The following is a 24562-nucleotide window of genomic DNA, read 5'->3' as shown; positions in this document are numbered from 1 at the left end:
TCGGTGCTAGCGGGTCACTCGGCCTGGGCCGCGGGACCCTCCTCGTCACCCTCGGCGCCCGAGAGGGCCACCGGCGGGGTGTCGGGGACGGCGATCGGCTTCGGCTCGCCGCGGAAGGTGAACTTCTGCGCCGCGCCCTCGGCCTCGTCGACGTCCACCACGATGATCTGTCCCGCGGACAGCTCGCCGTAGAGGATCTTCTCGCTCAATGCGTCCTCGATCTCGCGCTGGATGGTCCGGCGCAGCGGCCGGGCACCGAGCACGGGGTCGAAGCCACGGTGCGCGAGGAGCTTCTTCGCCGCCGGGGTGATCTCCAGAGCCATGTCCTTGTTCGCCAGCTGGGTCTCGACCCGGGCGATCAGGAGATCGACGATCCGGGTGATCTCCTCCTCGGTCAGCTGGTGGAACACGACGATGTCGTCGATGCGGTTGAGGAACTCCGGCCGGAAGTGCTGCTTGAGCTCTTCGTTGACCTTCAGCTTCATCCGCTCGTAGTTGCTCTGCGTGTCATTCCCGACCTGGAATCCGAGACCCACGGCCTTCGAGATGTCCCGCGTACCGAGGTTGGTCGTGAGGATCAGGATCGTGTTCTTGAAGTCCACGATCCGGCCCTGACCATCGGTCAGCCGACCGTCTTCCAGCACCTGCAGCAGCGTGTTGAACACGTCCGCGTGCGCCTTCTCGATCTCGTCGAAGAGGACCACCGAGAACGGCTTGCGCCGCACCTTCTCGGTCAGCTGGCCACCCTCGTCGTAACCGACGTAACCGGGAGGGGCACCGACGAGTCGCGACACCGTGAAGCGGTCGTGGAACTCACCCATGTCGATCTGGATGAGTGCGTCGTCCTCGCCGAACAGGAACTGCGCCAGAGCCTTTGCCAGCTCCGTCTTACCGACACCCGAGGGGCCGGCGAAGATGAAGGAACCACCGGGACGGCGCGGGTCCTTGAGGCCCGCCCGCGTGCGCCGGATGGCCTGGCTGACGCTCTTGATGGCCTCTTCCTGGCCGATGATCCGCTTGTGGAGCTCGTCCTCCATGCGGAGCAGACGGGTCGTCTCCTCCTCGGTGAGCTTGAAGACGGGGATGCCGGTCCAGTTGGCCAGCACCTCGGCGATCTGCTCGTCGTCGACCTCGGCGACGACGTCCATGTCGCCGGCCTTCCACTGCTTCTCGCGCTCGGCCTTCTCCGAGAGCAGCGTCTTCTCCTTGTCGCGCAGCGACGCGGCCTTCTCGAAGTCCTGCGCGTCGATGGCCGACTCCTTCTCGCGGCGGATGCCGGCGATCCGGTCGTCGAACTCGCGCAGGTCCGGCGGGGCGGTCATCCGCTTGATCCGCATCCGGGCACCGGCCTCGTCGATCAGGTCGATCGCCTTGTCCGGCAGGAAGCGGTCGGAGATGTACCGGTCGGCCAGCGTCGCCGCCGCCACCAGGGCGGCGTCGGTGATGCTGATCCGATGGTGCGCCTCGTAGCGGTCGCGCAGCCCCTTGAGGATCTCGATGGTGTGCTGCAGCGTCGGCTCGCCCACCTGGATGGGCTGGAAGCGGCGCTCGAGCGCGGCATCCTTCTCCAGGTGCTTGCGGTACTCGTCGAGCGTGGTGGCACCGATGGTCTGCAGCTCACCGCGGGCGAGCATCGGCTTCAGGATGCTGGCGGCGTCGATCGCGCCCTCGGCGGCACCGGCACCGACGAGGGTGTGGATCTCGTCGATGAACAGGATGATGTCGCCGCGGGTGCGGATCTCCTTGAGCACCTTCTTGAGGCGCTCCTCGAAGTCACCGCGGTAGCGGGAACCGGCGACGAGCGCGCCGAGGTCCAGCGTGTAGAGCTGCTTGTCCTTCAGCGTCTCGGGCACCTCGCCCTTGACGATGGCCTGCGCCAGGCCCTCGACCACGGCGGTCTTGCCGACGCCGGGCTCGCCGATGAGGACGGGGTTGTTCTTGGTCCGCCGCGACAGGACCTGCATGACCCGCTCGATCTCCTTGGCCCGCCCGATGACCGGGTCGAGCTTGGAGTCGCGCGCGGCCTGGGTGAGGTTGCGACCGAACTGGTCGAGGACCAGGGAGGTCGACGGCGTGCCCTCGGCGGGGCCCCGGCCGCGGCCGGCTCCTTGCCCTGGTAGCCCGAGAGCAGCTGGATGACCTGCTGGCGGACGCGGTTGAGGTCGGCGCCGAGCTTCACGAGGACCTGGGCGGCGACGCCCTCGCCCTCGCGGATCAGGCCGAGCAGGATGTGCTCGGTGCCGATGTAGTTGTGGCCGAGCTGCAGGGCCTCGCGCAGCGAGAGCTCCAGCACCTTCTTCGCCCGCGGGGTGAAGGGGATGTGACCGGACGGGGCCTGCTGGCCCTGGCCGATGATCTCCTCGACCTGCTGGCGGACGCCCTCGAGCGAGATGCCCAGGGACTCCAGCGCCTTGGCAGCGACGCCTTCACCCTCGTGGATCAGGCCCAGGAGGATGTGCTCGGTGCCGATGTAGTTGTGGTTGAGCATCCGGGCCTCTTCCTGGGCCAGGACAACAACGCGGCGGGCTCGGTCGGTGAACCGTTCGGACATCTGCTGCTTCTCCTTCGACCGGCTGGTCCGGCACTGCCCTTCCCTGGTCTGGGGAAGGAGCACCCGACATCCGTCGGCGCTGGGTGGCACCGGTCTTTCCACTGTAGTCGCGGACCACGACGTCCCGTCGCGAGCGGAGCGGGACGGTGGGTGGCTGCCCGTTCCAACTGATGGCGGCCGAGCACTGTTCCGGTCCGGTTACGCCGTGAGCGGACGACAGTCGGACGGCGGCGTCACTGCAGGTGGAGTGGCTACAGCGTGGGCCGGGCGCGGTCCGGGCGGCCGGGGACGACGATGGCCCGGCCCCCGAAGCGGGGAACCGGGCCGGTCGGCGTGCGGACACGCGCGGACGTCACAGGAGAACGGCCTCGTCCCTCTCGCCCCGTCGAAGGACCCCCTGGGCGTGCGACGGGTGAGGAGGACGGGCAGGAGGACCTCGTGCCGCTCAGCCCTCGCAGGCTCGGGCCGAGTCTCCGCACGAGGTCTTAGTGAGCGGCCTCGTAGGCGTCGACGACGCTCGCCGGGATGCGGCCGCGGTCGCTGACGGCGTGACCGTTCTTGCGGGCCCAGTCCCGGATGGCGCCGGCCTGCTCGCGGTCCATGCGGCCACCGGTGGAACGACCACGGCCCCCACCGGAACCGCGGGTGCCGCGGCCCACCTTGCGGGCGGCCGAGACATAACGCGAGAAGACGTCGCGCATCTCCTTGGCGTTCTTCTCCGCCAGGTCGATCTCGTACGAGGTGCCGTCGAGGGAAAAGCTGACCGTCTCGTCGGCCGACAGGTTCTCGTCGAGGTCGTCGCTCAGGATGACCTGAACTTTGCGCGCCATTATGTTCCTCACTTTTCACAGCGACCCAGGGGTCGAACCTCTTTTGTCGTCAGGGGCGACGACGAGCGCCATTACATCACAGTTCTGCACCATTAAGTGCAACTCGGTCGCGATGTGGTCCCACGGAGGGGTAACGGGACAGACCCGTTCCACTCTTTACTGCGAAGAAATGGGCCGCACCAGCGGGAAGAGGATGGTCTCGCGGATTCCGAGGCCGGTGAGCGTCATCATCAGCCGGTCCATGCCCATACCCATGCCGCCGGTGGGTGGCATGCCGTACTCCAATGCCTCGAGGAAGTCCTCGTCGAGGGCCATCGCCTCGGGATCGCCGGCGGCGGCGAGCGCCGCCTGAGCGGTGAACCGTTCCCGCTGCACGACCGGGTCCACGAGTTCGGAGTAGGCCGTCGCCCGCTCGATCCCACCGATGTAGAGGTCCCATTTCTCGGCGACCCCGGCTGGGCGCGGTGCGCGCGGGTCAGCGGCGAGGTGTCCAGCGGATAGTCCATGACGAACGTCGGCGCCTGGAGCGTGTGCTGCACGAGGGCCTCGAAGAGCTCCTCCACGACCTTGCCCGGCAGCCACGCGGGGTCCACGCCGACGTCGTGCTTCTCGGCGATCGCCCGCAGCTGCTCCACCGGGGTCGCGGGGGTGACGGTCTCGCCGACGGCGTCGGACACCACGGAGTAGAGCGGCACCTGCGGCCACTCCCCGACAGGTCGACCTCGGTGCCGTCGTGGTGGCGGGCGACGTGGTCGCCGAACAGCGCCAGGCAGCACTCCTGGATCAGCTCCCGGGTCAGGGTCGCCATCACCTGGTAGTCCGCGTAGGCCTGATAGGTCTCCAGCATCGCGAACTCCGGGGAGTGCGAGCTGTCGGCGCCCTCGTTGCGGAAGTTCCGGTTGATCTCGAAGACCCGGTCCAGCCCGCCCACGATGCACCGCTTGAGGAACAGCTCGGGGGCGATCCGCAGGTACAGGTCGAGGTCGAAGGCGTTCATGTGCGTGCGGAACGGCCGGGCGGCGGCGCCACCGTGAACCGTCTGCAGCATGGGCGTCTCGACCTCGAGGAACCCGCGGCTGCCCAGCCCGGCACGCAACGTGGACATCACCGTGGCCCGCTGGCGCACCGTGCGCCTCGCCTCGTCCCGGACGATGAGGTCGACGTAGCGACGACGGACGCGCAACTCCTCGCTCATCGGCTTGTGCGCCACGGGCAGCGGCCGCAGCGACTTCGACGTGAGCTGCCAGGAGTCGGCGAAGACCGACAGCTCCCCGCGGCGCGACGTCCCGATCTCACCGGTGACCAGGACGTGGTCGCCGAGGTCGACGTCGGCCTTCCAGGCCGCGAGCGGGTCCTCGCCCACCCGGTCCCGGGAGAGCATCACCTGCAGCTCGGCGTCGCCCTCGCGCAGGGTGGCGAAGCACAGCTTGCCGGTGTTGCGGAAGAAGATGACCCGGCCGGTGACGCCCGCGGTCTGGCCCGTCATCGTGTCGGGCTCGAGATCAGGGTGCGCGGCACGCACGGCGGCGAGCGTGGTCGTCCGCGCGACCGTCACCGGGTAGGGGTCGATGCCGCTCTCGCGCAGGCGGTCGAGCTTCGCCCGCCGGACCCTCATCTGCTCGGGAAGCTCTTCAGGAGCCGATTCGTCGTCGGTGTCGGGTACGGCGGGGCCTTCGCTCACGGATGCAGAGCCTACGGGCAGCTCCAGCGGCGTCCGGCGGCGAACTACCGGGACTGCTGCCGCTCGAAGGCCAGCCGGAGTCCGTGGACGGTCAGGTCGGGTTCCCGCTCGCCGATCGACCGGCAGCTGTCGACCACGAGCGGGGCCAGCCCGCCGGTGGCGACGACGATCGGGGCGGCGCCGAACTGCGCGACGATTTCCGCCGCGATCCGGGCGACCAGGCCGTCGACCAGCCCGGCGAAGCCCAGCACGAGGCCCGACTGCAGCGCCGCGACGGTGTTCTTCCCGATCGCCTGCGGCGGCACGGTCAGCTCGACCGACCGCAGCTGCGCGGCCCGGTTGGCCAGCGCGTCGAGGCTGACCTCCACGCCGGGGGCAAGCGCGCCGCCCAGGAACTGCCCGTCGGGGCCGATGGCGTCGACGTTGGTCGAGGTCCCGAAGTCCACGACGACCACCGGTCGGCCGCGGCCGTCGGGCCAGCGGCCGAACAGCTCGTGCGCGGCCAGGGCCGTCACGACCCGGTCCGAACCGACCTCGCGCGGGTTGTCCACGTGCAGCGGGACGCCGGTCCGGACCCCCGGGCCGATGAGGACGACGGGGACCTCGAGGGAGTCCAGCAGCTGGCGCAGCGCCGGCAGCAGGGCGGGCACCGTGGAGCAGGCGGCCACGCCGGTGACCTCGGTGTCGCGCAGCAGCCCGCGCCAGAGCATCCGCAGCTCGTCGGCGGTGGCGCGCGGCGAGGTGGTCACCCGCCAGCAACCCACCCGCTGCTCGCCGTCGAACGTGGCGAGGACGGTCTGGCTGTTGCCGACGTCGACGGTCAGCAGCACGGGCGCGCTCCGGCCGGCCGGCCGGTCACCGGACGGGGACGCCGAGGTCGCTGCGCCGCTGGTCGTCGGCGCCGGGCACCGGAGCCGACGGGTCGCCGCCCAGCTCGACGACGCGGTTGGCGGCGTCCACGTGCACGACCTTGGGGATGTAGCTCTTGGCCTCGGTCTCGTCCATGACGCCGTAGCTGATCAGGATGACCAGATCGCTGGGGTGCACGAGGTGGGCCGCCGCACCGTTGATGCCGATCACCCCGCTGCCGCGCTCGCCGGGGATCACGTAGGTCTCCAGCCGCGCGCCGTTGGTGATGTCGACGATCGCGACCTGCTCTCCGGGCAGCAGGTCGGCGGCGTCCAGGAGGTCCTCGTCGACGGTCACCGAGCCCACGTAGTGCAGGTCGGCCTGGGTGACCGTCGCACGGTGGATCTTGGACTTGAGCATCGTGCGCATCATCGGAGGTCTCCCAGTTCCACGGCGGTGTTGTCGAGCAGTCGGGTGCTGCCGGCGCGGACCGCGACCAGCAGGCGGGCGGGGCCGACGGCGGGCGCCGGTCCCAGATCCGTATCGGTGAGTTCGAGGTAGTCCTGGAGGAGCGACGGCTCGGCGTCGAGCACGGCACGGGTGGCGGCCAGGACGGCCGCGGCGCCGTCGGGTCCGGCGGCGGCGCCCGCGCGGAGCGCGGCGGAGATCGCGCGCGCCACCGAACGCTGCGCCGGGTCGAGGTAGCGGTTGCGGCTGGACAGCGCCAGCCCGTCGTCCTCGCGGACCGTCGGAACGCCCACCACCTCGACCGGGAGGGCGAGCTCGCGGGCCATCGCCCGGAGCAGCGTGAGCTGCTGGTAGTCCTTCTCGCCGAAGAGGGCGACGTCCGGCCGGACGAGGCCGAACAGCTTGGCGACGACCGTGAGCACGCCGGCGAAGTGACCGGGCCGGACGGCACCCTCGAGCACCGAGCCCAGGGGCCGGGATCGACGGTCACGCCCACGGCCTTCGGCGGGTAGACCTCCTCGACCGGCGGGTGGAAGACGAGGTCGGTGGCCTCCTCGGCCAGCGCCGCCAGGTCGGCGTCCCACGTGCGCGGGTAGCGGTCGAAGTCCTCGCCGGGGCCGAACTGGGTCGGGTTGACGAAGACCGAGACGACGACGGTCGCGGCGCGCTCACGGGCCGCCCGGACCAGCGTCCGGTGGCCCTCGTGCAGGGCGCCCATCGTGGGGACCAGCGCGACGGACCCGGGCAGGTCCGCCAGCGCCCTGCGGAGGTCTGCCCCGGTCTCCGCGACGGTGACACCGGTGCGCACGGCCGTCACCGGAGGGGGTCTCGCGGGGAGTGCCGTCGAGCAGGTCGAGCAGCGGGGCGCCCTCGTGCCGCTTGAGCCGGCCCGCGGCCAGTGCCCGCTCGGTGGTGCGCCGCGCCATGGCGACGTAGGACGCGACCGAGTCGGGGGCGCGGTCGGCGAGGGTCTCGAGGTGGTCGCGCACGGTGCCGACGTCCCCCGGCTGACCGGGCCGGTCAGCCCGCGATCACCCCGGCGCAGGCCGTTGTCCAGGGCGGCGGTGAGCAGCGGCGCCAGCACCTGGGCCGGGTCGCCCACGCCGGCCGCGCGCAGCAGGTCGGCGGCCTCGGCGACGAGCGTGACCAGGTGGTTGGCACCGGTGACCAGGGCCGCGTGGTAGAGCCGACGGTCGGCCTCGGCGACGAAGAACGGCTCGCCGCCCATCTCGAGGACGAGCGTCTCGGCGACCGCGCGGTACTCGGAGCGGCTGGTGACGCCGAACGGGGAACCGCTCAGCCGGGCGGCGTCCTCGGGGGCGCCGGAGAAGGTCATGGCCGGGTGCAGCGCCAGTGGGAGCACGCCGGCCTGCTCTGCCGGTGCGAGCACGGCGAGGCCGTGGGCGCCGGAGGTGTGGAAGGTGAGCTGGCCGGGCCGCCAGGCGCCGGTCTCGGCGAGGCCTGCGACCAGGCCGGGCAGCGTGTCGTCCGGGACGGCGAGGACGACGAGGTCGGCGGCGGCGACCACCTCGTCCGCGGGCACGAGCGGCACGCCGGGCAGCAGGCGGGCGGCGCGTTCGGCGGAGGCGGCGGAGAGACCGGAGGCGGCGACCACGTCGTGGCCGGCGGCGGCGAGCGCCGCTCCGAGGACGGCGCCGACCCGGCCGGCGCCGATGACACCCACGCGGAGGCGGGCGGGCGCGGGTACCGCGCGATGGTTCCTGCGAGCAGCAGGCATCGTGCACCCTCTCGTTCCAGTCCCTGCCGGGTACCGGACGTCGGTGGCCTCCACCGTTGGAGGCCGCTCGGGGTCGTGCGGGTGGTGCGTCCGTGCTGGTGTTGCGGTCGTGCTGGTGGCGCCCGCCCGCTGCAACCGGATGTGTCGCGCAGGTCGACCGCCGAAGGCGAGTGTGTGACCGCTCCGCGCCCCTCGCAACGTCTGAGGACTGTGTCCTGCCTCACCTGCCCGCTCCGTGGTACCCGAACGGGTGGCGCGGACGGGCCCCTAGCCTGGGCTCTCTCGGCGGACCGGACGACAGGAGAACGGCGTGGGCACGATGGATGGGCGGACGGCTCTGGTCACCGGCGGCAGCCGGGGAATCGGGCTGGCGATCGCACAGAGCCTGGTCGACCGGGGAGCCCGTGTCGTGATCACCGCACGCAAGCCCGAGGCGCTCGCCGAGGCCGTCGAGTCCCTGGGCGGGCGGGGGTCCGCCGTCGCGGTCGCCGGCCACACCGGGGATGCCGAGCACCGGGCTGAGGCGGTCCGCACGGCCGTCGACACCTTCGGCAGCCTGGACATGCTGGTCGGCAACGTCGGCGTGAACCCGGTCTACGGCCCCATGGTCGACCTGGACCTCGACGCCTTCCGCAAGATCCTCGACACCAACGTGGTGTCCTCGCTCGGGCTGGTGCAGGAGGCCTGGAAGGCGTGGATGGCCGAGCACGGGGTTCGGTCCTCTTCGTCGCGTCGGTGGCCGGACTGCGGTCGTCGGAGAACATCGGCGCCTACGGGGTCAGCAAGGCCGCGGTGATCAACCTGACCACCCAGCTGGCCGTCGAGCTCGGGCCGGCGGTTCGGGTGAACGCGGTGGCACCGGCCGTCGTGAAGACCCGCTTCGCCGGCGCGCTGTACGAGGGCCGCGAGGAGGAGGTGGCGGCCGAGTACCCCGCGGGCCGGCTCGGGGTGCCCGCGGACGTCGGCGAGGCCGCGGCCTACCTCCTGGGCGACGGCGCCGGGTGGGTCACCGGGCAGACGCTCGTGCTCGACGGCGGACGGCTGTCGCGCGGGCGGTGAGAAGCACCCTCTGCATGCGGGCCGTCAGTTGCTGCGCAGCACCCGGGCGAGCACGTCGTCCGGCTCGTCCTCGTCGCGGTAGCGGCGCCGGCGCCGGCCGCCGGTCGACGGGGCGACCCCGTTCTCGGCCAGGATGTCGGCCAGCCGCTTCTCCTGCGAGGGCGGCCCCGAGAGAGCGGGCTCGACCCGGATCCCCGGGTTCGGGGGCACGGCCGGGCGCTGCGTCGTGACGGACACGGCGGGGTCCGCCAGCGGCTCGTCACCCCGGCGACGGCGCGGCGGCACGTCCGGGCGGAACGACGTCGGCTCGGCGTCGATGCGCGAGCGCGCCGCGAGCCACTCCAGCGGGGACGGCAGCGGCTCGGGCGCCGGTGACACGGGGCTCGCCATCGGGAAGGCGGAGGTCGGGGGCGCAGGCTCCGAGCCGTGCCGCGCGTGCCCGGCGGTGTCGGCCCGCGCGGCCGACCACAACGGGGTGTCCTCGTCGGGGCCGGCCTGCCCGGACACCGCCCAGCGGTCGTCCGGCGCCCACCGGTCGTCGGCGGCGGGTGAGGAGACCGTCGGTGGGGAGAAGGCCGGGGGCGTCTCCCAGGAGGGGCCGACGGCGTCTCCCACGAAGGTGCGGACGGCGTCTCCCAGGAGGCCGTCCGCGGCGTCTCCGACGACCGGGGTGCGTCCGTCCCGACCTCCCAGCTCGGCCGCCAGGACGGCGAGGGCACGGGGCGGGACAGGGGTTGCGGGGACGGCAGCGGCGGCAGCGGTGGACGCGTCGGCGCCCGCTCGACACGCACCTGCTCGAACTGCCGGGTCTCCCGGGACTCGCCGAGGCGGACAGCCGGCCAGCCGCCGGTCAGCTCCCGCGGGGGCTGTCCTCGGCCCAGTGCGCGGCGGTCTCGACCGCTCGCGGAGGGGTCGTGCACGTCGGAGCTGAGCCGGCTCGCCTGGGTCCGCATGACGATGCGCTCGATGAGCATCTCGCTGGACAGCTGCTCGGTGAGCTCCTGGCGCAGCCGGCCCATGTCGTCGCGCAGCTCGGCCAGCTGACCCAGTTCCTGCCGCAGCGCGGTCAGCGACGCGACGTCGTCCCGGAGAGCGGCGACCCTGGCCACCTCGTCGCGCAGGGACGAGAGAGCCGTGATGTCGGTGCGCAGCTCGGCCACCCGGGCCACCTCGTCGCGCAGCTCGGCCAGACCGGCGAGGTCGCCGCGCAGCGCGTCCAGCTCCGCCCGCATGGACTCCTCGGCCTCGCGGCGGAGCTCGGCCTCGAGCCCCAGCTCGTACTCCCGGCGGGCCGCCACCTCGCGGTCGAGCTCGCTCTCGTAGGCGTGGCGGAGCTCGGCCTCCCGGGCGCGGGCCGCCACGCGCTCGGTGGATCGTGACGCCGCGGTGAACGTGGCCAGCACGAACGCCCAGGCCACGCCGACGACCGCCAGCTTGAGCACCTGCGGGTTGTCGGTGAGGAAGACCGCGAGGGTCGCCGCGACGGCGAGCACGAAGCCGCCCGCCTGGATCAGGATCCGGCGGTCGGGGACGCCGCTGCGCGGAGCGACGTCGTCCTCGCGCAGCGGCATGCTGCCAGCGTAGCGGCGCAGGGCACGCTCCTCCGGACAGGAATCTCCGGTCGTGACCGAGCTGTCGCCGACGGCTGCTGCGAGAGTGGCGCGGTGACCCTCACCCTGCTCGGCTGGCGCCGCCAGGTGGCCGCGCTGTACGCCGCCGCGCGCTCGTCCACCGATCCGGAGGCCGGCTGGCGGACCTGGCGGGACGGCCGCGACGAGCTGTTCGCGACCCATCCGGACTCACCGCTGGACGAGGCCGCCCGGACGTCGTTCACCGGGCTCCCTACGCCGGCTACGACCCGGCGCTGCGCTTCGAGCCGGTCCTGGAGCCGGCTCCCGCCGTCCGGCTGGAGGTGCCGACGGCGGCCGACGGCACCGTGCTCTTCGACCGGATCGGCACCGTCGCGCTCGGCGATGTGGCGCTCGGGGAGATCGGCCGCCTCGACGTGTGGTGGCTCGGCGGCTACGGCGGCGGGGTCTTCCTTCCGCTGCGTGACGGAACGGCCGGGAGCACCACGTACGGCGGCGGCCGCTACCTGCTGGACACCGTGAAGGGGCCGACCTGGGTGGCGACGGCACCTGCCTGGTGGTCGACCTCAACTTCGCCTACCACCCGTCGTGCACCTACGACCCGCGCTGGTCGTGTCCGCTCGCGCCGGAGGACAACCGGACGCCGGCGCCGGTCACCGCCGGGGAGCAGTTGCCCCCGGCGGCTGGTACTGACCGGATGATGATCAGGTTCCCTGATCATCAGGGGTCCTCCCCACGGTCGACGCTGAGGGAGGGCCCTGAATGGTGCGGTAGGACGCGCGTTCAGCCCTGGGCGAGCGCGCCGTCGGAGCTGAAGACCAGGCCGATCGAGACCTCGCCCTGCTGGATGGCGGTCTTGGTGAGCGGGCCACCGGCGTCCAGCTCGCTGAAGCTGGCGAACTCCAGGCCGTAGGTCTCCTCGAGACCGGGCTGGCAGAAGGGCCGCTCCGGACACTCGCCCGGGCCGCCGAGCACCAGGGAGCCGTCGGCACAGGCCTCGGCCAGCTCCGACAGCGTGCTGACACCCAGTTCGTCGGCGAAGGCCTGGGTGACGGCGAAGGCGTTCTGGTCGGCGGCCTCCGACGGCTCGCCGAACACCAGCCCGGCCCCTCGGCCAGGGGCGTGAGCGCCTCGACCGTCGCCTCGACGTCGCCGGAGGCGACCTGGTTGGCGTCGTCCCCTCGATGAACTCGGTGACCGTCGAGAGGTACTCCGGGAAGACCTGGATCTCGCCGCGCTGCAGTGCCGGCAGGTAGAGCTCGCGGTTGCCGACCTCCTGGACGGTGGCATCGAAGCCGGCGGCGGTGAGCACGTCGGCGTAGATGTTGGCCAGGATCGTCGACTCGGGGAAGTTCGCCCCGCCGACGACGATCGTGCCGCTGCCCTGCTCGAGGGCGGCCGTGTCGATGTTCTCCGCCACCCAGGCGGCGGCGACGTCCGCGTCGCTCTGCCGCTCGACGGCCACCGCGGCGTTCATCTCGATCAGCTCGTCGGTGGTGAGCTCCGCCGACACGGCGTCGAGGTTCGGCAGCAGCGCCGGATTGGCCTGGGCGGCCGCCGCGTTCACCGCGGGGATGATGTTGTCGGCGTTCTGCAGACCCTGGTCGTCCTCCAGCACCACCAGCTGGTCACCGGCGATGGGGGCGCAGGCGTTCCCCGACGCCGCGGCGTCCTCGTCACCACCGCCGGTGCCCGACGATCCGGACTCGCCGCAGGCGCTGGTCGCCAGCAGCGCCGCCGCGAGGGGATGAACAACCGGGCACGTGCACGCATCAGCGCTCTCGCCTTCTGTGTCCCGCGCCGGCCATGGACGGCCGCCGCGCGTGTCTGGCGGGAGGTGTCCCGCGGTGCACAACTGAACTCGGCGACCGGCCCTGCCGCAACCGAACCGGACGAGTGTTGCTGTTCCGTTATCGGCTCAGGGACGCGATGCCGAGCCGGACGGCGCGCCCACGGCCACCGGGCCGGCGTCCCCCTCGGCGATCGGAGCGGCGACGGTGTCGCCCGGTGGACGGTCGTCCCCTCCGGATCGGAGAAAGGGCAACCGCTTCTGGCCGGGGGTGACCGCCCAGGACACGGCGGCGAGCACGACCTCGGTCCCGATGGCCAGGACCGCGACGAGCACGGCGCCGGCGAGCACCACCCCGTACTCCTGCTGGGCGAAACCGAGGGTGATGATGCGTCCGAGCCCGCCACCGGCGACCAGCGCCGCGAGCGTGGCAGTGGCGACGACCTGCACGGCCGCCGTGCGGACGCCGGCCATCAGCAGCGGGGTGGCCAGCGGCAGTTCGGCGCGCAGCATCACCTGGCGGCCGGTCATGCCCATGGCCCGCGAGGCCTCGACGACGTCCCGGTCGACCCCCGGAAGCCGACGTAGGTGTTGGTGAGGATCGGCGGAAAGGCGAACACCGCAAGGGCGATCGTGGTGGCGGTGGGTCCGAATCCGATCGGGGTGACGGCGAAGACGGTCAACAGGGCCAGCGTCGGGATGGCGCGAGACACGTTGGACAGCGCCACGGTGAAGGCACCCCCGCGCCCGGTGTGCCCGAGCACCATCCCGACCGGGACGGCCAGGACCAGTGCGACCAGCACCGCGACCGCCGAGATCCTCAGGTGCTCCGCGAGCAGATCCAGGATGCCGTCGCGCCGGGTCCAGTTGAACGGGTCGTTGAGGTAGGTCAGCGCCTCCTGGAGCAGGTTCACGCCCGGGCCCGCCGCGCCCAGGGGTCAGCGCCCGCTCCGCGCCGGCCAGCAGCAGGTCGGCCAGCAACGCCAGCAGGACGCAGCCCACGGCGCCGGTGACGATCTCGGCCCGGTAGAAGTTCGAGTTGAAGCCGCCCACGATCAGCTGGCCGAGACCGCCGTGGCCGACGATGACACCGACGGTCACCAGGGCCACCGTGGAGACGGTGGCGATCCGCAGCCCGGCCATGAAGGCCGGCAGCGCCAGGGGCAGCTCGACCTGCCAGAGCAGCCGCGCCGGCCCGTAGCCCATGCCCCGGGCCGCCTCTTGGACGTCCGCGGGCACGGACTGCAGGCCGGCCAGGAAGTTGCGGACCAGGATCACCAGTGAGTACAGGACCAGCCCGATGAGCACCGTCGTCGCCGACAGGCCGTGATCGGCGCGACGAAGGCGAACATCGCCAGCGACGGGATGGTGTAGATCAGGGTCGACAGGCCCAGGACCGGCCCCGCGAGCCAGCGGCTGCGACGGGCCAGCACGGCCAGCGGCAGCGCGATGACCGCCCCGATCAGCACGGCGGCCACCGTCAGCCGGACGTGCTCGCCGACGTAGCCCATGATGGAGTTCCAGTTGTCCGTCACATAGGACGGGTCGAACCACGGGTTCGGCGCCGCATCGACCGCGAGCGCGTCCCTGCTCGCTGCGCTCAGCACTGGGCGCCTCGAAGGAAGGCCACCTCGTGGACGGTACTGCCCCACCCCTGCGCCCCGCATCGTCGGCAGGAGCTGAGGAGATCCGCCTGGAGGGGTCAGCAAGGTCTACCCGGACGGCACCGTGGGGGTCCAGGAGCTGGACCTGACCTTCGCGGCCGGCGAGCTCACCGTGCTGGTAGGGCCCTCGGGCTGCGGCAAGACGACGACGATGAAGATGATCAACCGGATCATCGAACCGACGACCGGGCGGATCCTGCTGGGCGCGGACGACGTCACCGGCGTCGATCCGGTGAAGCTGCGCCGCCGGATCGGCTACGTCATCCAGAACGTAGGGCTCTTCCCCCACCAGACGATCCGCGCCAACGTGGGCACCGTGCCCCGGCTGCTGGGTTGGGACAAGCGGCGGACCCGCGACCGGGTGGAGGAACTGCTCGTGCTCGTCGGCCTCGAACCTGCGCTGCACGGCGACCGCTACCCCCACCAGCTCTCCGGCGGGCAGCGCCAGCGGGCCGGCGTCGCCCGGGCACTGGCGGCCGATCCGTCGGTGCTGCTGATGGACGAGCCGTTCTCCGCCGTCGACCCGATCGTGCGCGAGCGCCTCCAGACGGAGTTCCTCCGGCTGCAGGCCGCCGTCGGCAAGACCATCGTGTTCGTCACGCACGACATCGAGGAGGCCGTGCGACTCGGCGACCGGATCGCCATCATGAGCGAGGGTGGCCGCGTCGAGCAGTACGCCACCCCCGCCGACCTGCTCGGACGCCCGGCCAACGCGTTCGTCGCCGACTTCGTCGGGGCCGACCGTGGCCTCAAGCGGCTGGCCGTGACCGGCATCGACGCCGCCGATCTCGAGCAGCCCCCGGTTGTGCACGTCGCCGACGGACTGGCCGACGCCCGCTCCGCGCTGGAGCAGGCCGGGGCGCGCTGGGCCGTCGTCCTGGACGACTCGGGACAGCTGCACGGCTGGCTGTCGCTGGAGCGGGCGGGCGGCGCGGGCAGGGTCGGATCCGCAGCGCGTCGCATGGAGGCCTGGGTCCCCGAGGACGCCTCGCTCAAGACGGCGTTCGCCACGATGCTCCAGCACGAGGCGGGCTGGGTGGCGGTGCTCGACGGCGACCGCTTCCTGGGTGTGCTCACCCCCGAGTCGCTGCACGCCGCGCTGCGCCGCTCGGTCGAGGGCACCGTCCCGGAGATCGCCGGCGCCACCCGCGGCTAGGCGGAGACGCCCTCGGTCGGGCCGTCCTCCTCGGGAGGGACGCGGCACACCGACTCCAGCCACAGCGCGGCGGCCACCAGGGCCGAAGAGGAGACGACGCCGATGACCGCGGTCAGGGTGTCGCCCCGGCCGCCTGGATGCGGTCCACCGCCGGGCCCACGTGGGCCAGCACACCCGCCCAGATCCCGGCGAAGACGGCGCCGACGTACGCGCTGGCCTGCGCCAGCACCGCCAGACGCGCGACCAGCATCGGCTCCACCGGCCGGACGGGGGCGCGGGGCGAGGTCGCGGTCGGCTGCCCCGGACGGATCCGCGCCGCGCGCAGCGCCGCGAGGCGCACCCTCAGCGTGCGCGCGCCCAGTGCCTCGGCCAGCGCGAGCACCGCGAGCGGGACCGGCAGCCACCAGTCCAGTGCCGGCAGCTCGCCGTACAGGGCGCGGACCAGCAGCCACGCGGCGACGGCGAGTCCCCCGGCCAGGACGGCGAGGTCGCGCCGGCGGACGGGGTTCATCGCAGGTGGTCCCAGCGGACGACGGCGGCGACGTCGTCGGGCGGCAGCGCGGCCACCAGATCGGCCACTCGCCCGCGACCCGGGACCACCGCCCCGGGGTCCAGGGTCAGCCACGGCACCAGCACGAACGCCCGCTGGTGGGCCCGGGGTGGGGCAGGGTCAGGTCGAGGTCCTCGGAGAGCACCGGTGTCCCGTCGTCCTCGGTCACCGTGACGACGTCGACGTCGAGTGCGCGGGCCCCAGCGCTCCTCACGCACGCGGCCGGCCGCCTGCTCCAGCTCGTGGGCCCGCGCCAGCCAGCCGGAGGCGTCCCGAGGGCCACGCACCACGACGACGGCGTTCAGGTACGGCGGCTGCTCGACCGGTCCCCAGGGCGGGGTCTCGTAGAGGGTGGAGCGGGCGAGCAGCCCGTCGTCCTTCAGCGCGGTGACGGCCGAGCGGATCGCGCCGGCCCGGTCCCCCAGGTTGGCGCCGAGCGAGAGGACCGCCTCGTCATCGACGCCCGCGTCGGATGGTGACGGTGACGTCGTCGAAGGGGACGCCCAGTTCGGCCTGGGGCTTGTGCACGGTGATCTCCACCGCGTCGACCAGGGAGTCCGCCAGGCAGACGTCGGCGAGGCGCTGCGCGAGGGTCTCGATCAGGTTCACCGGCTCACCGGTGACGACGGCGTAGAGCGCGTGCGCCAGCTCGGCGTAGTTCACGGTGCGTCCGAGGTCGTCACCCGCGGCAGCAGCGGAGGTGTCGAGCTCCAGGACCGCGTCGACGAGGAACACCTGCCCGCGCTCCCGCTCGAAGTCGTAGACCCCGTGGTTGCCGTGCGCGCGCAGACCGCGGATCGTGATCCGGTCCTGTGTCACCGGGGACTCAGCCACGGTCGGCACCCCGTGCCGCGCGAACCGCCTCGACGGTGCGGACGGCGTCGACGGAGGCGGCCGCGTCGTGCACCCGGACCCCCACACCCCGGCCTCGGCGGCCATCACGGTGGTGGCCAGCGTGGCGTCGTCGCGGAGCTCGGCGGGACGCGGGCTGCCGTCGGGGCCCGCCAGGAGCCTGCCGAGGAAGGTCTTGCGGGAGGCGCCGACGAGGACGGGCAGGCCCAGGGCGACGAGTCGGTCGAGGCCGGCCAGGAGCGCCCAGTTGTGCTCGGCGTTCTTGGCGAAGCCGAGGCCCGGGTCGAGCACGAGCTGCTCGGGAGCCACCCCCGCGGCGACGACGTCCTCGACGCGGGCGGTGAGCTCGGCGCAGACCTCGGTGACGACGTCGCCGTACTGCGCCGCCGCGTACATCTCGCGGCTGTGCCCGCGCCAGTGCATGAGCACCCACGGGACGCCGGCCTCCGCCACCAGGTCGGCCATGTTCTTGTCGGCGAGCCCCCGCTGACGTCGTTGACCAGGGTCGCGCCCGCAGCGATCGCGGCCTCGGCGACCTCGGCCCGGGTGGTGTCCACGCTGGTGCGTACGCCGGCGGCGGTCAGCGCGCGGATCACCGGGAGGACCCGGGCGCTCTCCTCGGCGATGTCCACCCGGTCGGCGCCGGGACGGGTGGATTCACCCCCGACGTCGACGAAGTCCGCGCCCGACGCGTGCATCTCCAGCCCGCGGGCGACGGCCGACGCCGCATCGGCGAAGCACCCGCCGTCGGAGAAGGAGTCCGGGGTGACGTTCAGGACGCCCATGACCACGCACCGGCCCGGGCGCGGGAGGGCGATCACGCGCCCGTCACCTCCCGAGCACGAGGCTCATCGCCTCGCTCCTGGTCGCCGGGTTGTCGCGGAAGATGCCGCGGACCGCCGAGGTGACGGTGGACGAGCCGGGCTTGCGGACGCCGCGCATGGCCATGCACAGGTGCTCGGCCTGGATGATCACCAGGACCCCGCGGGGCTTGAGCACGTCGGCGAGCGCGTCGGCGATCTGGCTGGTCATCCGCTCCTGCACCTGCGGCCGTCGCGCGTAGACCTCCACCAGGCGCGCGAGCTTGGACAGCCCGGTGACCCGTCCGTCCTCCCCGGGATGTAGCCGATGTGCGCGACTCCGTGGAAGGGCACCAGGTGGTGCTCGCAGGTCGAGTACATCGGGATGTCCTTGACCAGCACCAGCTCGTCGTGGTCCTCGTCGAAGGTCGTCGAGAGGACGTCGTAGGGGTCCTGGCCCAGCCCGGCGAAGGTCTCGGCGTAGGCGCGGGCCACCCGCTGGGGCGTGTCCTGGAGGCCCGGCCGGTCGGGGTCCTCCCCACGGCGATCAGCAGTTCGCGGACCGCGGCGGCCGCGCGCTCCTGGTCGACGCCGCGCGGCGCCGTCAGCAGCTGGTCTGTGGCCTCCCCGCCCTCCCCGGCCGGCACCGCGCTCATCGCTGGACGGGTGCCCCGACGTCGCCCACCGGGGAGGGCGTCTCCCCGACGGCGTGGCCGTTGGGCGAGCCGCCGTTCTGCGCGGCAAGCTCGGCGGGGGTGAGCACCGGCGGCTGGTCGGACGGCGTCCGCTTGCCGAACCCGTTGTAGGGCGCGAGCGAGGGCGCTTGTGGACCGGCGCGCAGATGCGCGCCATGTCCTCCTTGGAGAGGGTCTCCTTCTCCATCAGCTCCAGGACGAGCTGGTCGAGGACGTGCCGGTACTCGACCAGGATCTCCCAGGCCTCGTCGTGCGCGGCCTCGATCAGGGCGCGGATCTCCGCGTCGATGTCGGCGGCCACGGCCTCGGAGTAGTCCGGCCGGGAGCCCATGTCGCGGCCCATGAACGGCTCGGCTGCATCGCTGCCGTACTTGACCGCGCCCAGCTTCGCGCTCATGCCGTACTGGGTGACCATGGCCCGCGCCATGGCGGTGGCCTTCTCGATGTCGTTGCCCGCGCCGGTGGTCGGCTCGTGGAAGACCAGCTCCTCGGCCGCGCGCCCACCGAGGGCGTAGGCCAGGGTGTCGATCATCTCCGACCGGGTCTGGGTGTACTTGTCCTCGGTCGGCAGCACCAGCGTGTGCCCGAGCGAGCGCCCGCGCGGCAGGATCGTGACCTTGTGCACGGGGTCCAGGTTCGGCAGCGCGTGCGCGACGAGGGCGTGGCCGCCCTCGTGGTAGGCGGTCACCTTCTTCTCCTTCTCGCTCATCGCCCGCGTCTTGCGCTCGGGGCCGGCGATGACCCGGTCGATCGCCTCCTCGAGGGTCTCGTCGGTGATCAGCGACCCGTTGTTGCGGGCGGTGAGCAGCGCGGCCTCGTTGAGCACGTTGGCCAGGTCGGCGCCGGTGAACCCGGGGCTGCGGCGGGCGACGGTCTCCAGGTCGACGTCGGGCGCCAGGGGCTTGCCCTTGGCGTGGACCTCGAGGATCTTCTTGCGGCCCAGCAGGTCGGGCCGGTCGACGGCGATCTGCCGGTCGAAACGCCCCGGCGCAGCAGCGCCGGGTCCAGGATGTCCGGCCGGTTGGTGGCGGCGATCATGATGACGCCGCCCTTCACGTCGAAGCCGTCCATCTCGACGAGCATCTGGTTGAGCGTCTGCTCGCGCTCGTCGTGCCCGCCGCCCATGCCGGCGCCGCGGTGCCGGCCGACGGCGTCGATCTCGTCGACGAAGATGATCGCCGGGGCGTTCTCCTTGGCCTGGGTGAACAGGTCGCGGACGCGGCTGGCGCCGACGCCGACGAACATCTCGACGAAGTCCGAGCCGGAGATCGAGAAGAACGGCACGCCTGCCTCGCCGGCCACGGCGCGGGCCAGCAGGGTCTTGCCGGTTCCGGGCGGGCCGAACAGCAGCACGCCCTTGGGGATCTTCGCGCCCACGGCCTGGAACTTGACCGGGTTCTGCAGGAAGTCCTTGATCTCGTGGAGTTCCTCGATGGCCTCGTCGGCACCGGCCACGTCGGAGAACGTCGTCTTCGGCGTGTCCTTGGTGACCTGCTTGGCCTTGGACTTGCCGAAGGCCATGACGCCGCGGCCGCCGCCCTGCATGGAGTTGAACAGCCAGAACAGCAGGAGCAGGAGGATCAGGAACGGCAGGAAGCTGACCAGCAGGCTGACCAGCAGGCTCTGCTGGGTGACGTTGGTGTCGAACTGGACGGCGTCGGCGTCGGCCTCACCGGTGACCAGGTCGTAGACGTCGTCGGCGGCACCGAGCGGGTACGACGCGGTGATCTGGTTGCTGTCCTCGACCTCGTCCCGGACGTCGATGTCGAGGGTCTGCTCCTTGTCGTTGATCGTGACGGACTCGACGTTGCCCTCGCGGAACTGCTCGAGCGCCACGGAGGTGCGGACCTCGTGGTAGCCGTCGTTGCCGCTGAAGACGGACGAGAACGTGAGGGCCACCAGGACGACGAGGACGACCCAGAACCACACGGAGCGGAAGATCTTCTTACGTTCCATACACCGATGCCGGGCGCCGGAAGACCGGTCGGCCCGTCGACCCTCCTGATCGTCCGGGGACGCCGCCTGCGATCCGGGCGAGGACCCCGGCGCTGGGAGCAGCGTCGTCGGAATCGACGGTACACCGGGGAACCTGTGGATCCCCTGGCCGCGACGCGAAAGCCCCCGGTAGGGGTGGCCCGGTCGCGGGGCCCGGAGGGTCCCGACCGGAACGCCCCGGGGCCGCCGTGGAGAGGTGGCGAGCCGCGGAACGGAAGACGAGCCGCCCCGCGAGGGAGTGCTGCGAGGCGGGGCCGAAGGCTCCCCGAGCAGCGCGACGAAGGGGCTCAGCGCAACCGGGGGACGGCACCTGGCCGCGTTCGTCGTCCGAAGGACGACCGTGTCATGGCAGCGGTGCGGTCCGGCAGGACCGCAATGTCAGGCGTAGATCTCAGGCTTGAGCGTGGCGATGTAGGGCAGGTCGCGGTAGCGCTCGGCGTAGTCCAGGCCGTAGCCCACGACGAACTCGTTGGCGATGTCGAAGCCGACGTACTTCACCGGCACCTCGACCTTCACCGCGTCGGGCTTGCGCAGCAGCGCGCACACCTCCAGCGAGGCCGGCGCCCGGCCGCCCAGGTTCTTCAGCAGCCAGGAGAGGGTGAGCCCGGAGTCGATGATGTCCTCGAGCACCAGCACGTGCTTGTCGGTGATGTCGCGGTCGAGGTCCTTGAGGATGCGGACCACGCCGGAGGAGCTGGTGGCCGAGCCGTAGGACGAGACGGCCATGAACTCCATCTGCGTGGGCAGCTGCAGGGCGCGGGCGAAGTCGCTCATGAACAGCACAGCGCCCTTGAGGACGCCGACCAGCAGGACCTCCTTGCCGGCGTAGTCGGCGGCCACCTGCGCGGCGAGCTCGCCGATCTTCTCCTGGATCTGCGCCTCGCTCAGCATGACGTGGTCGATGTCCGGGCCGTACCCGTGGTCGGGGCCCAGCGCCCCGGGAGTGGTCGCAGACTCGCTCACGCTGAGGGCTCCTCGGAGTGCGGGGGTGGGGCGGCCCGGTCCTCCGGGCGGTGCAGGACCAGCCTGCCAGACGTCCGGACGACGCCTGCGCCGCCGGGTAGGTCGACCCGCCCCTGCCCGCGCCAGCGGACCAGCAGCGCGTCGACGGCGACGAGGTGCACGGCCTGCAGGTCCGGGACACCGCCCGCCCGCAGCCACCCGCGCAGTACCCGCCGCCGCAGCGCGGTCGGCAGGCCGGCGACCTCCTCGACGGCCGGCCCGTCGGTGCTGGTCAGAAGCGCCAGGTGGGCGGCGGCCAGTTCGTCGAGCGCGTCCAGGTCGTCCCGGAGCAGCTCGGCGGTGCGGGCGAGCGCCGGAGCCACGCCACCACCGAGGACGTGCTCGAGCAGGGGCAGCACCTCGGCGCGCAGCCGCGCCCGGGTGTAGGCCGGATCGGCGTTCCAGGGGTCGTCCCACACCGGGAGTCCCTGGTCGGTGCAGGCCGCACGGGCGGTGGCGCGGCGGACGGTCAGCAGCGGCCGCCACCAGCAGACGCCGTCGGCCTGGCGGATCCTGACCATGCCCGCCACCGACCGCGGTCCCGATCCCCGGCCGAGCCCCAGGAGGACGGTCTCGGCCTGGTCGTCGAGGGTGTGCCCGAGGGCGATCCTGGCGCCGTGCTCGCGGGCTGCGCGGGCCAGGGCGACGTACCGGGCGGCGCGGGCCGCGCCCTCCGGCCCACCGTCCGCACCGACGTGGGCGGCGACCACGAGGACCGGGTCCAGGCCCAGCCCGCGGAGCAGGGCGGCGGTCCGGTCGGCGCGCTCGGCGGACCCGGCCTGGAGGCCGTGGTCGACGGTGACGCCGCCGACGCGCACACCGGCGTCCCGTGCCTCGAACGCGAGAGCCGCGGCGAGCGCGAGGGAGTCGGCGCCACCGCTGCACGCGGCCAGGACCGGCTCCCGGGTGTCGCGCAGACCGGGACGGACGGCGGAGCGGAGCTCCGCCACCGCCCGGGGAGGGCCGGCCACGTCGTGCGGTGCCGGGTCAGGCGGGGATGGCCGGGCGGCCGTGCACCCGCTCGACCCAGCGCTCGGGGGCGGTGAGCTCCTCGATCCTGGGCAGGTTCTCGGGCCCCTCCCAGACGCGGTTGAAGCCCTCCATGCCGACCAGGTCGATGACACCCCGACGAAGACGCGCCCCTCGGCGTACTGCTTCATCTTCTGCTCGAGGCCCAGCAGCCGGCGCAGGACGCGGTCCAGCGGCCCCCGGCCCTTCCGGCGCTGGGCGAAGCGCTTGCGCAGCGTCGTCACCGACGGGACGACGTCCGGGCCGACGCCGTCCATGACGTACTCGGCGTGCCCTCGACCAGGCTCATCACGGCCGTGACCCGGTCCAGGACGGCGCGCTGCTCGGGGTCCTGCACCAGCGCCATCAGCCCCTCGGACTCGCCGTCCGTGCCGCGGACGGCGTCGGTGACGCTGCGCAGCACGTCCTGGAGGCGCTCGCGCAGGACGTCGGCGCTGAGGTCGGTGGCCTCGACGAACCGGGCGATCTCCGCCTCCAGGTGTTCCTGGAGCCACGGCACGGCCGTGAACTGCAACTGGTGGGTGACCTCGTGGAGGCAGACCCACAGCCGGAAGTCGGCGGGGTCGACGCCGAGCTTCCGCTCGGTGGCGACGATGTTGGGGGCGACGAGCAGGAGCCGGCCCCGGTGCCGAAGACCTCGTACTGGCCGAGCACGCGGGAGGAGAGGAACGCCAGGAGGCCGCCGGCCTGGATCCCCGTCGCCCGTGAGCCGATGGCGGTCGCGATCGGGCCGGGGCGGCTGTCCTGCCTGGCGGTGAGCGCCTCCACCAGCGGGTCCAGCAGCGCGGCCATCCCGTGGGTGTTCGCGTCGACCCAGCCCGGCCGGTCCACGACGACGACCTCCGGCGCGGGGCCGCCGTCCACCGCGCGCAGACCGGTCAGCTGCTCGACGTGCGAGACGGCCACCGCCGCGGCCTCGTGCAGGTCGCGCACCACACCCGCGGCCTCGTCCCGCGTGGTGGCCGGGCCGGCGCTCATCAGCCGTCGCGCGGTGCGTCCGGCGAGGTTCCAGTCGACCAGGGAGGAAGCGCTGCTCATCGCCTCACGGTACGCGGCGGACGATGCCCGGTCGGGCGATCAGGGGGCGCTAGCGGCAGCCGCAGCCGGCCAGTGCGGCGGCGACGTCGTCCAGGGCGCTCTCGGCGGCGAGTTCGTCGGCCGAGCCGTCGGCGAGGACCGCGAAGGACAGCAGCCGTCCGTCGGTGGTCACGACCGTCCCGGCGAGGGCGTGCACCCCGAGCAGCGTGCCGGTCTTGGCCCGGACCGTGCCCGGGGCGGCGCCGGCGTCCCCGCGGTCGAGGAGGGTTCCGTCGTAGCCGGCGACCGGGAGACCGGACAGCAGCGACGAGGCGCCGTCGAGGCCCCGTCGGCTGCGCCGGTCACGACGTCGGTGAGCACGCCGGCGGGTACCCGGTCCTGCTGCGACAGGCCGCTGCCGTCGGACAACTCGACCCCCGTGACGTCGATCCCGGCCCGGGAGAGCACCTCGACGGTCGCCCGGGCCGCGCCCTCGAAGGTGGCCGGGAGGTCGTTGGCGATCGCGACCTGACGGGCCAGCGCCTCGGCCAGCATGTTGTCCGACAGCGACAGCATCTGCTCGACGAGCCGGGCGATCGGCGCGGACTCGACGCTCGCGAGGGTCTCCGCGCCCGCCGGGGCCTCCCCGAGGACGACCGTGGCGCGGGGGACGCCGAGAGCGTCGGCCAGCGCGGAGCCGGCATCGATCCCCGGCTGCCCGCTGCGTGCCAGGGACCCGGGGCTCACACGGGCGCCGTCGACGGCGGTGGCCGTGACCGGGGCGGCGTAGGTCGAGGGTGCGTCCCCGCTGCCCCAGCCGGGCGCGGTGAGAGTGCCGCTGAACAGCGAGTTGTCGACGACGATCCGGCTGACCGGGGTTCCGGCCGGCATCGCCGCGGTGACCTGGGTTGCGAGGTCGGCCATCGTCGCCGCGCCGGGATAGGACTGCGAGGGCGCGGTGCGGGACAGCGTGATGTCGCCACCTCCGACCAGGACCACCTCCCCGGCGTGGCTCCGGCGACGACGGTCGTCGTGAGCGTGTCCGCGGGGTCCAGCGAGGACAGCACGGCCGCGGCGGTGAGCAGCTTGACCGTCGATGCCGGCACGGCGGGGTCGTCGGCGTCCAGGTCCAGCAGCACCTCGCCGGTGGCCACGTCGACGACCTCGGCGGAGACGCCGGTGCCCAGGCCCGCCGCCGTGAGCAACGGGGTCAGCTCGCTGCTCAGCACGCCGGGATCCGGCATGGGC

21 protein-coding genes and 12 pseudogenes are annotated in these 24562 nt (G+C 72.8%); 4 read left to right on the top strand and 29 right to left on the bottom strand.

The window, feature by feature from the left end; all coding sequences use genetic code 11:
• Nucleotides 1-14: 14 nt before the first annotated feature.
• The 8 genes and pseudogenes from U6N30_RS01680 to U6N30_RS32940 all read right to left on the bottom strand — a co-directional run.
• Nucleotides 15-2551: pseudogene (locus U6N30_RS01680) on the bottom strand (ATP-dependent Clp protease ATP-binding subunit).
• Nucleotides 2552-3036: 485 nt separating this feature from the next.
• Nucleotides 3037-3381 carry a histone-like nucleoid-structuring protein Lsr2 gene (locus U6N30_RS01675; protein WP_324275875.1) on the bottom strand — a complete coding sequence of 115 codons (345 nt, stop codon included), beginning with the start codon at nucleotides 3379-3381 and terminating at the stop codon, nucleotides 3037-3039.
• Between the two features lie 156 nt (nucleotides 3382-3537).
• The gene (locus U6N30_RS01670; protein WP_324275874.1) at nucleotides 3538-3963 is read right to left on the bottom strand and encodes an amino acid--tRNA ligase-related protein; all 426 of its coding nucleotides are present in this window, start codon (nucleotides 3961-3963) and stop codon (nucleotides 3538-3540) included.
• Nucleotides 3857-5062: a lysine--tRNA ligase gene (locus tag U6N30_RS01665; protein WP_324275873.1), complete on the bottom strand. Its 1206-nt coding sequence runs from the start codon at nucleotides 5060-5062 to the stop codon at nucleotides 3857-3859. Before U6N30_RS01665 ends, U6N30_RS01670 begins: the two co-directional genes overlap by 107 nt.
• A gap of 44 nt (nucleotides 5063-5106) precedes the next feature.
• Nucleotides 5107-5892, bottom strand: coding sequence for a type III pantothenate kinase (locus U6N30_RS01660; protein ID WP_324275872.1), 786 nt, complete (start codon nucleotides 5890-5892; stop codon nucleotides 5107-5109).
• 25 nt (nucleotides 5893-5917) lie between these two features.
• Nucleotides 5918-6331, bottom strand: a complete 414-nt coding sequence (gene panD / locus U6N30_RS01655) for an aspartate 1-decarboxylase (RefSeq protein WP_324275871.1) — start codon at nucleotides 6329-6331, stop codon at nucleotides 5918-5920.
• An 8-nt stretch (nucleotides 6332-6339) separates the two neighbouring features.
• Nucleotides 6340-6840 carry a pantoate--beta-alanine ligase gene (locus U6N30_RS01650; RefSeq protein WP_324275870.1) on the bottom strand — a complete coding sequence of 167 codons (501 nt, stop codon included), beginning with the start codon at nucleotides 6838-6840 and terminating at the stop codon, nucleotides 6340-6342.
• An 80-nt stretch (nucleotides 6841-6920) separates the two neighbouring features.
• Nucleotides 6921-8117, bottom strand: a pseudogene (locus U6N30_RS32940) (Rossmann-like and DUF2520 domain-containing protein); the annotation flags it as partial.
• A 319-nt stretch (nucleotides 8118-8436) separates the two neighbouring features.
• Here U6N30_RS32940 and U6N30_RS33100 point away from each other — a divergent pair.
• A pseudogene (locus tag U6N30_RS33100) lies at nucleotides 8437-9176 on the top strand (SDR family oxidoreductase).
• On the opposite strand, the gene U6N30_RS01620 reads toward U6N30_RS33100, so the two are convergent.
• The gene (locus tag U6N30_RS01620) at nucleotides 9095-10747 is read right to left on the bottom strand and encodes a DUF6779 domain-containing protein (RefSeq protein ID WP_324275867.1); all 1653 of its coding nucleotides are present in this window, start codon (nucleotides 10745-10747) and stop codon (nucleotides 9095-9097) included. The pseudogene U6N30_RS33100 and the gene U6N30_RS01620 sit on opposite strands and share 82 nt — an antisense overlap.
• Before the next feature lie 74 nt (nucleotides 10748-10821).
• Here U6N30_RS01620 and U6N30_RS33095 point away from each other — a divergent pair.
• Both U6N30_RS33095 and U6N30_RS33090 read left to right on the top strand, forming a co-directional pair.
• Nucleotides 10822-11232 (top strand): annotated as a pseudogene (locus tag U6N30_RS33095) (hypothetical protein); the annotation flags it as partial.
• Between the two features lie 89 nt (nucleotides 11233-11321).
• Nucleotides 11322-11378 (top strand): annotated as a pseudogene (locus U6N30_RS33090) (hypothetical protein); the annotation flags it as partial.
• Between the two features lie 170 nt (nucleotides 11379-11548).
• Here the strand turns inward: U6N30_RS33090 and U6N30_RS01610 are convergent.
• From U6N30_RS01610 to U6N30_RS01585, 6 genes and pseudogenes are all read right to left on the bottom strand, one after another.
• Complete coding sequence (locus U6N30_RS01610; RefSeq protein ID WP_324275866.1) at nucleotides 11549-11863, bottom strand: glycine betaine ABC transporter substrate-binding protein; 315 nt, start codon at nucleotides 11861-11863, stop codon at nucleotides 11549-11551.
• Between the two features lie 151 nt (nucleotides 11864-12014).
• Nucleotides 12015-12332 (bottom strand): annotated as a pseudogene (locus U6N30_RS01605) (glycine betaine ABC transporter substrate-binding protein); the annotation flags it as partial.
• 351 nt (nucleotides 12333-12683) lie between these two features.
• Nucleotides 12684-13091: an ABC transporter permease subunit gene (locus U6N30_RS01600; RefSeq protein ID WP_324278123.1), complete on the bottom strand. Its 408-nt coding sequence runs from the start codon at nucleotides 13089-13091 to the stop codon at nucleotides 12684-12686.
• Complete coding sequence (locus tag U6N30_RS01595; protein ID WP_324278642.1) at nucleotides 13082-13468, bottom strand: hypothetical protein; 387 nt, start codon at nucleotides 13466-13468, stop codon at nucleotides 13082-13084. Before U6N30_RS01595 ends, U6N30_RS01600 begins: the two co-directional genes overlap by 10 nt.
• Before the next feature lie 88 nt (nucleotides 13469-13556).
• A pseudogene (locus U6N30_RS01590) lies at nucleotides 13557-13832 on the bottom strand (ABC transporter permease); the annotation flags it as partial.
• A complete protein-coding gene (locus U6N30_RS01585) occupies nucleotides 13829-14161 on the bottom strand; it encodes a hypothetical protein (protein ID WP_324275865.1) in 333 nt (110 codons plus the stop codon). The pseudogene U6N30_RS01590 and the gene U6N30_RS01585, both read right to left, overlap by 4 nt.
• A gap of 121 nt (nucleotides 14162-14282) precedes the next feature.
• On the opposite strand from U6N30_RS01585, the gene U6N30_RS01580 reads away from it, so the two are divergent.
• Nucleotides 14283-15374 carry an ABC transporter ATP-binding protein gene (locus tag U6N30_RS01580; protein ID WP_324275864.1) on the top strand — a complete coding sequence of 364 codons (1092 nt, stop codon included), beginning with the start codon at nucleotides 14283-14285 and terminating at the stop codon, nucleotides 15372-15374.
• Here U6N30_RS01580 and U6N30_RS01575 read toward each other — a convergent pair.
• The 14 genes and pseudogenes from U6N30_RS01575 to U6N30_RS33075 all read right to left on the bottom strand — a co-directional run.
• Nucleotides 15371-15885: pseudogene (locus U6N30_RS01575) on the bottom strand (DUF3180 domain-containing protein). The gene U6N30_RS01580 and the pseudogene U6N30_RS01575 overlap by 4 nt on opposite strands.
• The gene (locus U6N30_RS01570; protein ID WP_324275863.1) at nucleotides 15882-16004 is read right to left on the bottom strand and encodes a hypothetical protein; all 123 of its coding nucleotides are present in this window, start codon (nucleotides 16002-16004) and stop codon (nucleotides 15882-15884) included. Before U6N30_RS01570 ends, U6N30_RS01575 begins: the two are co-directional and overlap by 4 nt.
• A complete protein-coding gene (locus U6N30_RS01565; RefSeq protein WP_324275862.1) occupies nucleotides 15992-16138 on the bottom strand; it encodes a hypothetical protein in 147 nt (48 codons plus the stop codon). Before U6N30_RS01565 ends, U6N30_RS01570 begins: the two co-directional genes overlap by 13 nt.
• Before the next feature lie 34 nt (nucleotides 16139-16172).
• Nucleotides 16173-16328, bottom strand: a pseudogene (locus U6N30_RS01560) (2-amino-4-hydroxy-6-hydroxymethyldihydropteridine diphosphokinase); the annotation flags it as partial.
• A 49-nt stretch (nucleotides 16329-16377) separates the two neighbouring features.
• Nucleotides 16378-16863 carry a dihydroneopterin aldolase gene (folB, locus tag U6N30_RS01555; protein WP_422678081.1) on the bottom strand — a complete coding sequence of 162 codons (486 nt, stop codon included), beginning with the start codon at nucleotides 16861-16863 and terminating at the stop codon, nucleotides 16378-16380.
• 36 nt (nucleotides 16864-16899) lie between these two features.
• Nucleotides 16900-17561: pseudogene (folP, locus tag U6N30_RS01550) on the bottom strand (dihydropteroate synthase); the annotation flags it as partial.
• 43 nt (nucleotides 17562-17604) lie between these two features.
• Nucleotides 17605-17847: a GTP cyclohydrolase I gene (locus tag U6N30_RS35245; RefSeq protein WP_479690571.1), complete on the bottom strand. Its 243-nt coding sequence runs from the start codon at nucleotides 17845-17847 to the stop codon at nucleotides 17605-17607.
• On the bottom strand, nucleotides 17805-19106 hold the full coding sequence (locus tag U6N30_RS35240) for a GTP cyclohydrolase I (RefSeq protein WP_479690610.1): 1302 nt from the start codon (nucleotides 19104-19106) through the stop codon (nucleotides 17805-17807). Before U6N30_RS35240 ends, U6N30_RS35245 begins: the two co-directional genes overlap by 43 nt.
• Nucleotides 19049-20200, bottom strand: a complete 1152-nt coding sequence (locus tag U6N30_RS35235) for an ATP-dependent metallopeptidase FtsH/Yme1/Tma family protein (protein WP_324275861.1) — start codon at nucleotides 20198-20200, stop codon at nucleotides 19049-19051. The genes U6N30_RS35240 and U6N30_RS35235 overlap by 58 nt, the downstream gene beginning before the upstream one ends.
• Before the next feature lie 444 nt (nucleotides 20201-20644).
• Complete coding sequence (gene hpt, locus U6N30_RS01530; protein ID WP_479690570.1) at nucleotides 20645-21229, bottom strand: hypoxanthine phosphoribosyltransferase; 585 nt, start codon at nucleotides 21227-21229, stop codon at nucleotides 20645-20647.
• Entirely contained in the window at nucleotides 21226-22218 is a 993-nt protein-coding gene (gene tilS, locus U6N30_RS01525) for a tRNA lysidine(34) synthetase TilS (RefSeq protein WP_422678013.1), read from the bottom strand. Before tilS ends, hpt begins: the two co-directional genes overlap by 4 nt.
• A gap of 37 nt (nucleotides 22219-22255) precedes the next feature.
• Nucleotides 22256-23275, bottom strand: a pseudogene (locus U6N30_RS33080) (zinc-dependent metalloprotease).
• A 109-nt stretch (nucleotides 23276-23384) separates the two neighbouring features.
• On the bottom strand, nucleotides 23385-23636 hold the full coding sequence (locus U6N30_RS01510) for a D-alanyl-D-alanine carboxypeptidase (RefSeq protein WP_324278120.1): 252 nt from the start codon (nucleotides 23634-23636) through the stop codon (nucleotides 23385-23387).
• An 86-nt stretch (nucleotides 23637-23722) separates the two neighbouring features.
• Nucleotides 23723-24558 (bottom strand): annotated as a pseudogene (locus U6N30_RS33075) (D-alanyl-D-alanine carboxypeptidase); the annotation flags it as partial.
• Nucleotides 24559-24562 lie beyond the last annotated feature (4 nt).

Origin of the sequence: Blastococcus brunescens (assembly GCF_035320885.1) — a bacterium.
Classification (GTDB): Bacteria; Actinomycetota; Actinomycetes; order Mycobacteriales; family Geodermatophilaceae; genus Blastococcus_B; species Blastococcus_B brunescens.
The sequence above is the reverse complement of the archived record's forward strand: the minus strand, read 5'-3'. Positions and strand labels throughout refer to the sequence as shown.

Excerpts from the sequence above, each read along its gene's own strand:
- U6N30_RS01675 (WP_324275875.1), bottom strand. The coding sequence starts at position 3,381 with ATGGCGCGCAAAGTTCAGGTCATCCTGAGCGACGACCTCGACGAGAAC.
- U6N30_RS01620 (WP_324275867.1), bottom strand. The coding sequence starts at position 10,747 with ATGCCGCTGCGCGAGGACGACGTCGCTCCGCGCAGCGGCGTCCCCGAC.
- panD (WP_324275871.1), bottom strand. The coding sequence starts at position 6,331 with ATGCTCAAGTCCAAGATCCACCGTGCGACGGTCACCCAGGCCGACCTG.
- U6N30_RS01600 (WP_324278123.1), bottom strand. The coding sequence starts at position 13,091 with ATGGGCATGACCGGCCGCCAGGTGATGCTGCGCGCCGAACTGCCGCTG.
- folB (WP_422678081.1), bottom strand. The coding sequence starts at position 16,863 with ATGGCCGCCGAGGCCGGGGTGTGGGGGTCCGGGTGCACGACGCGGCCG.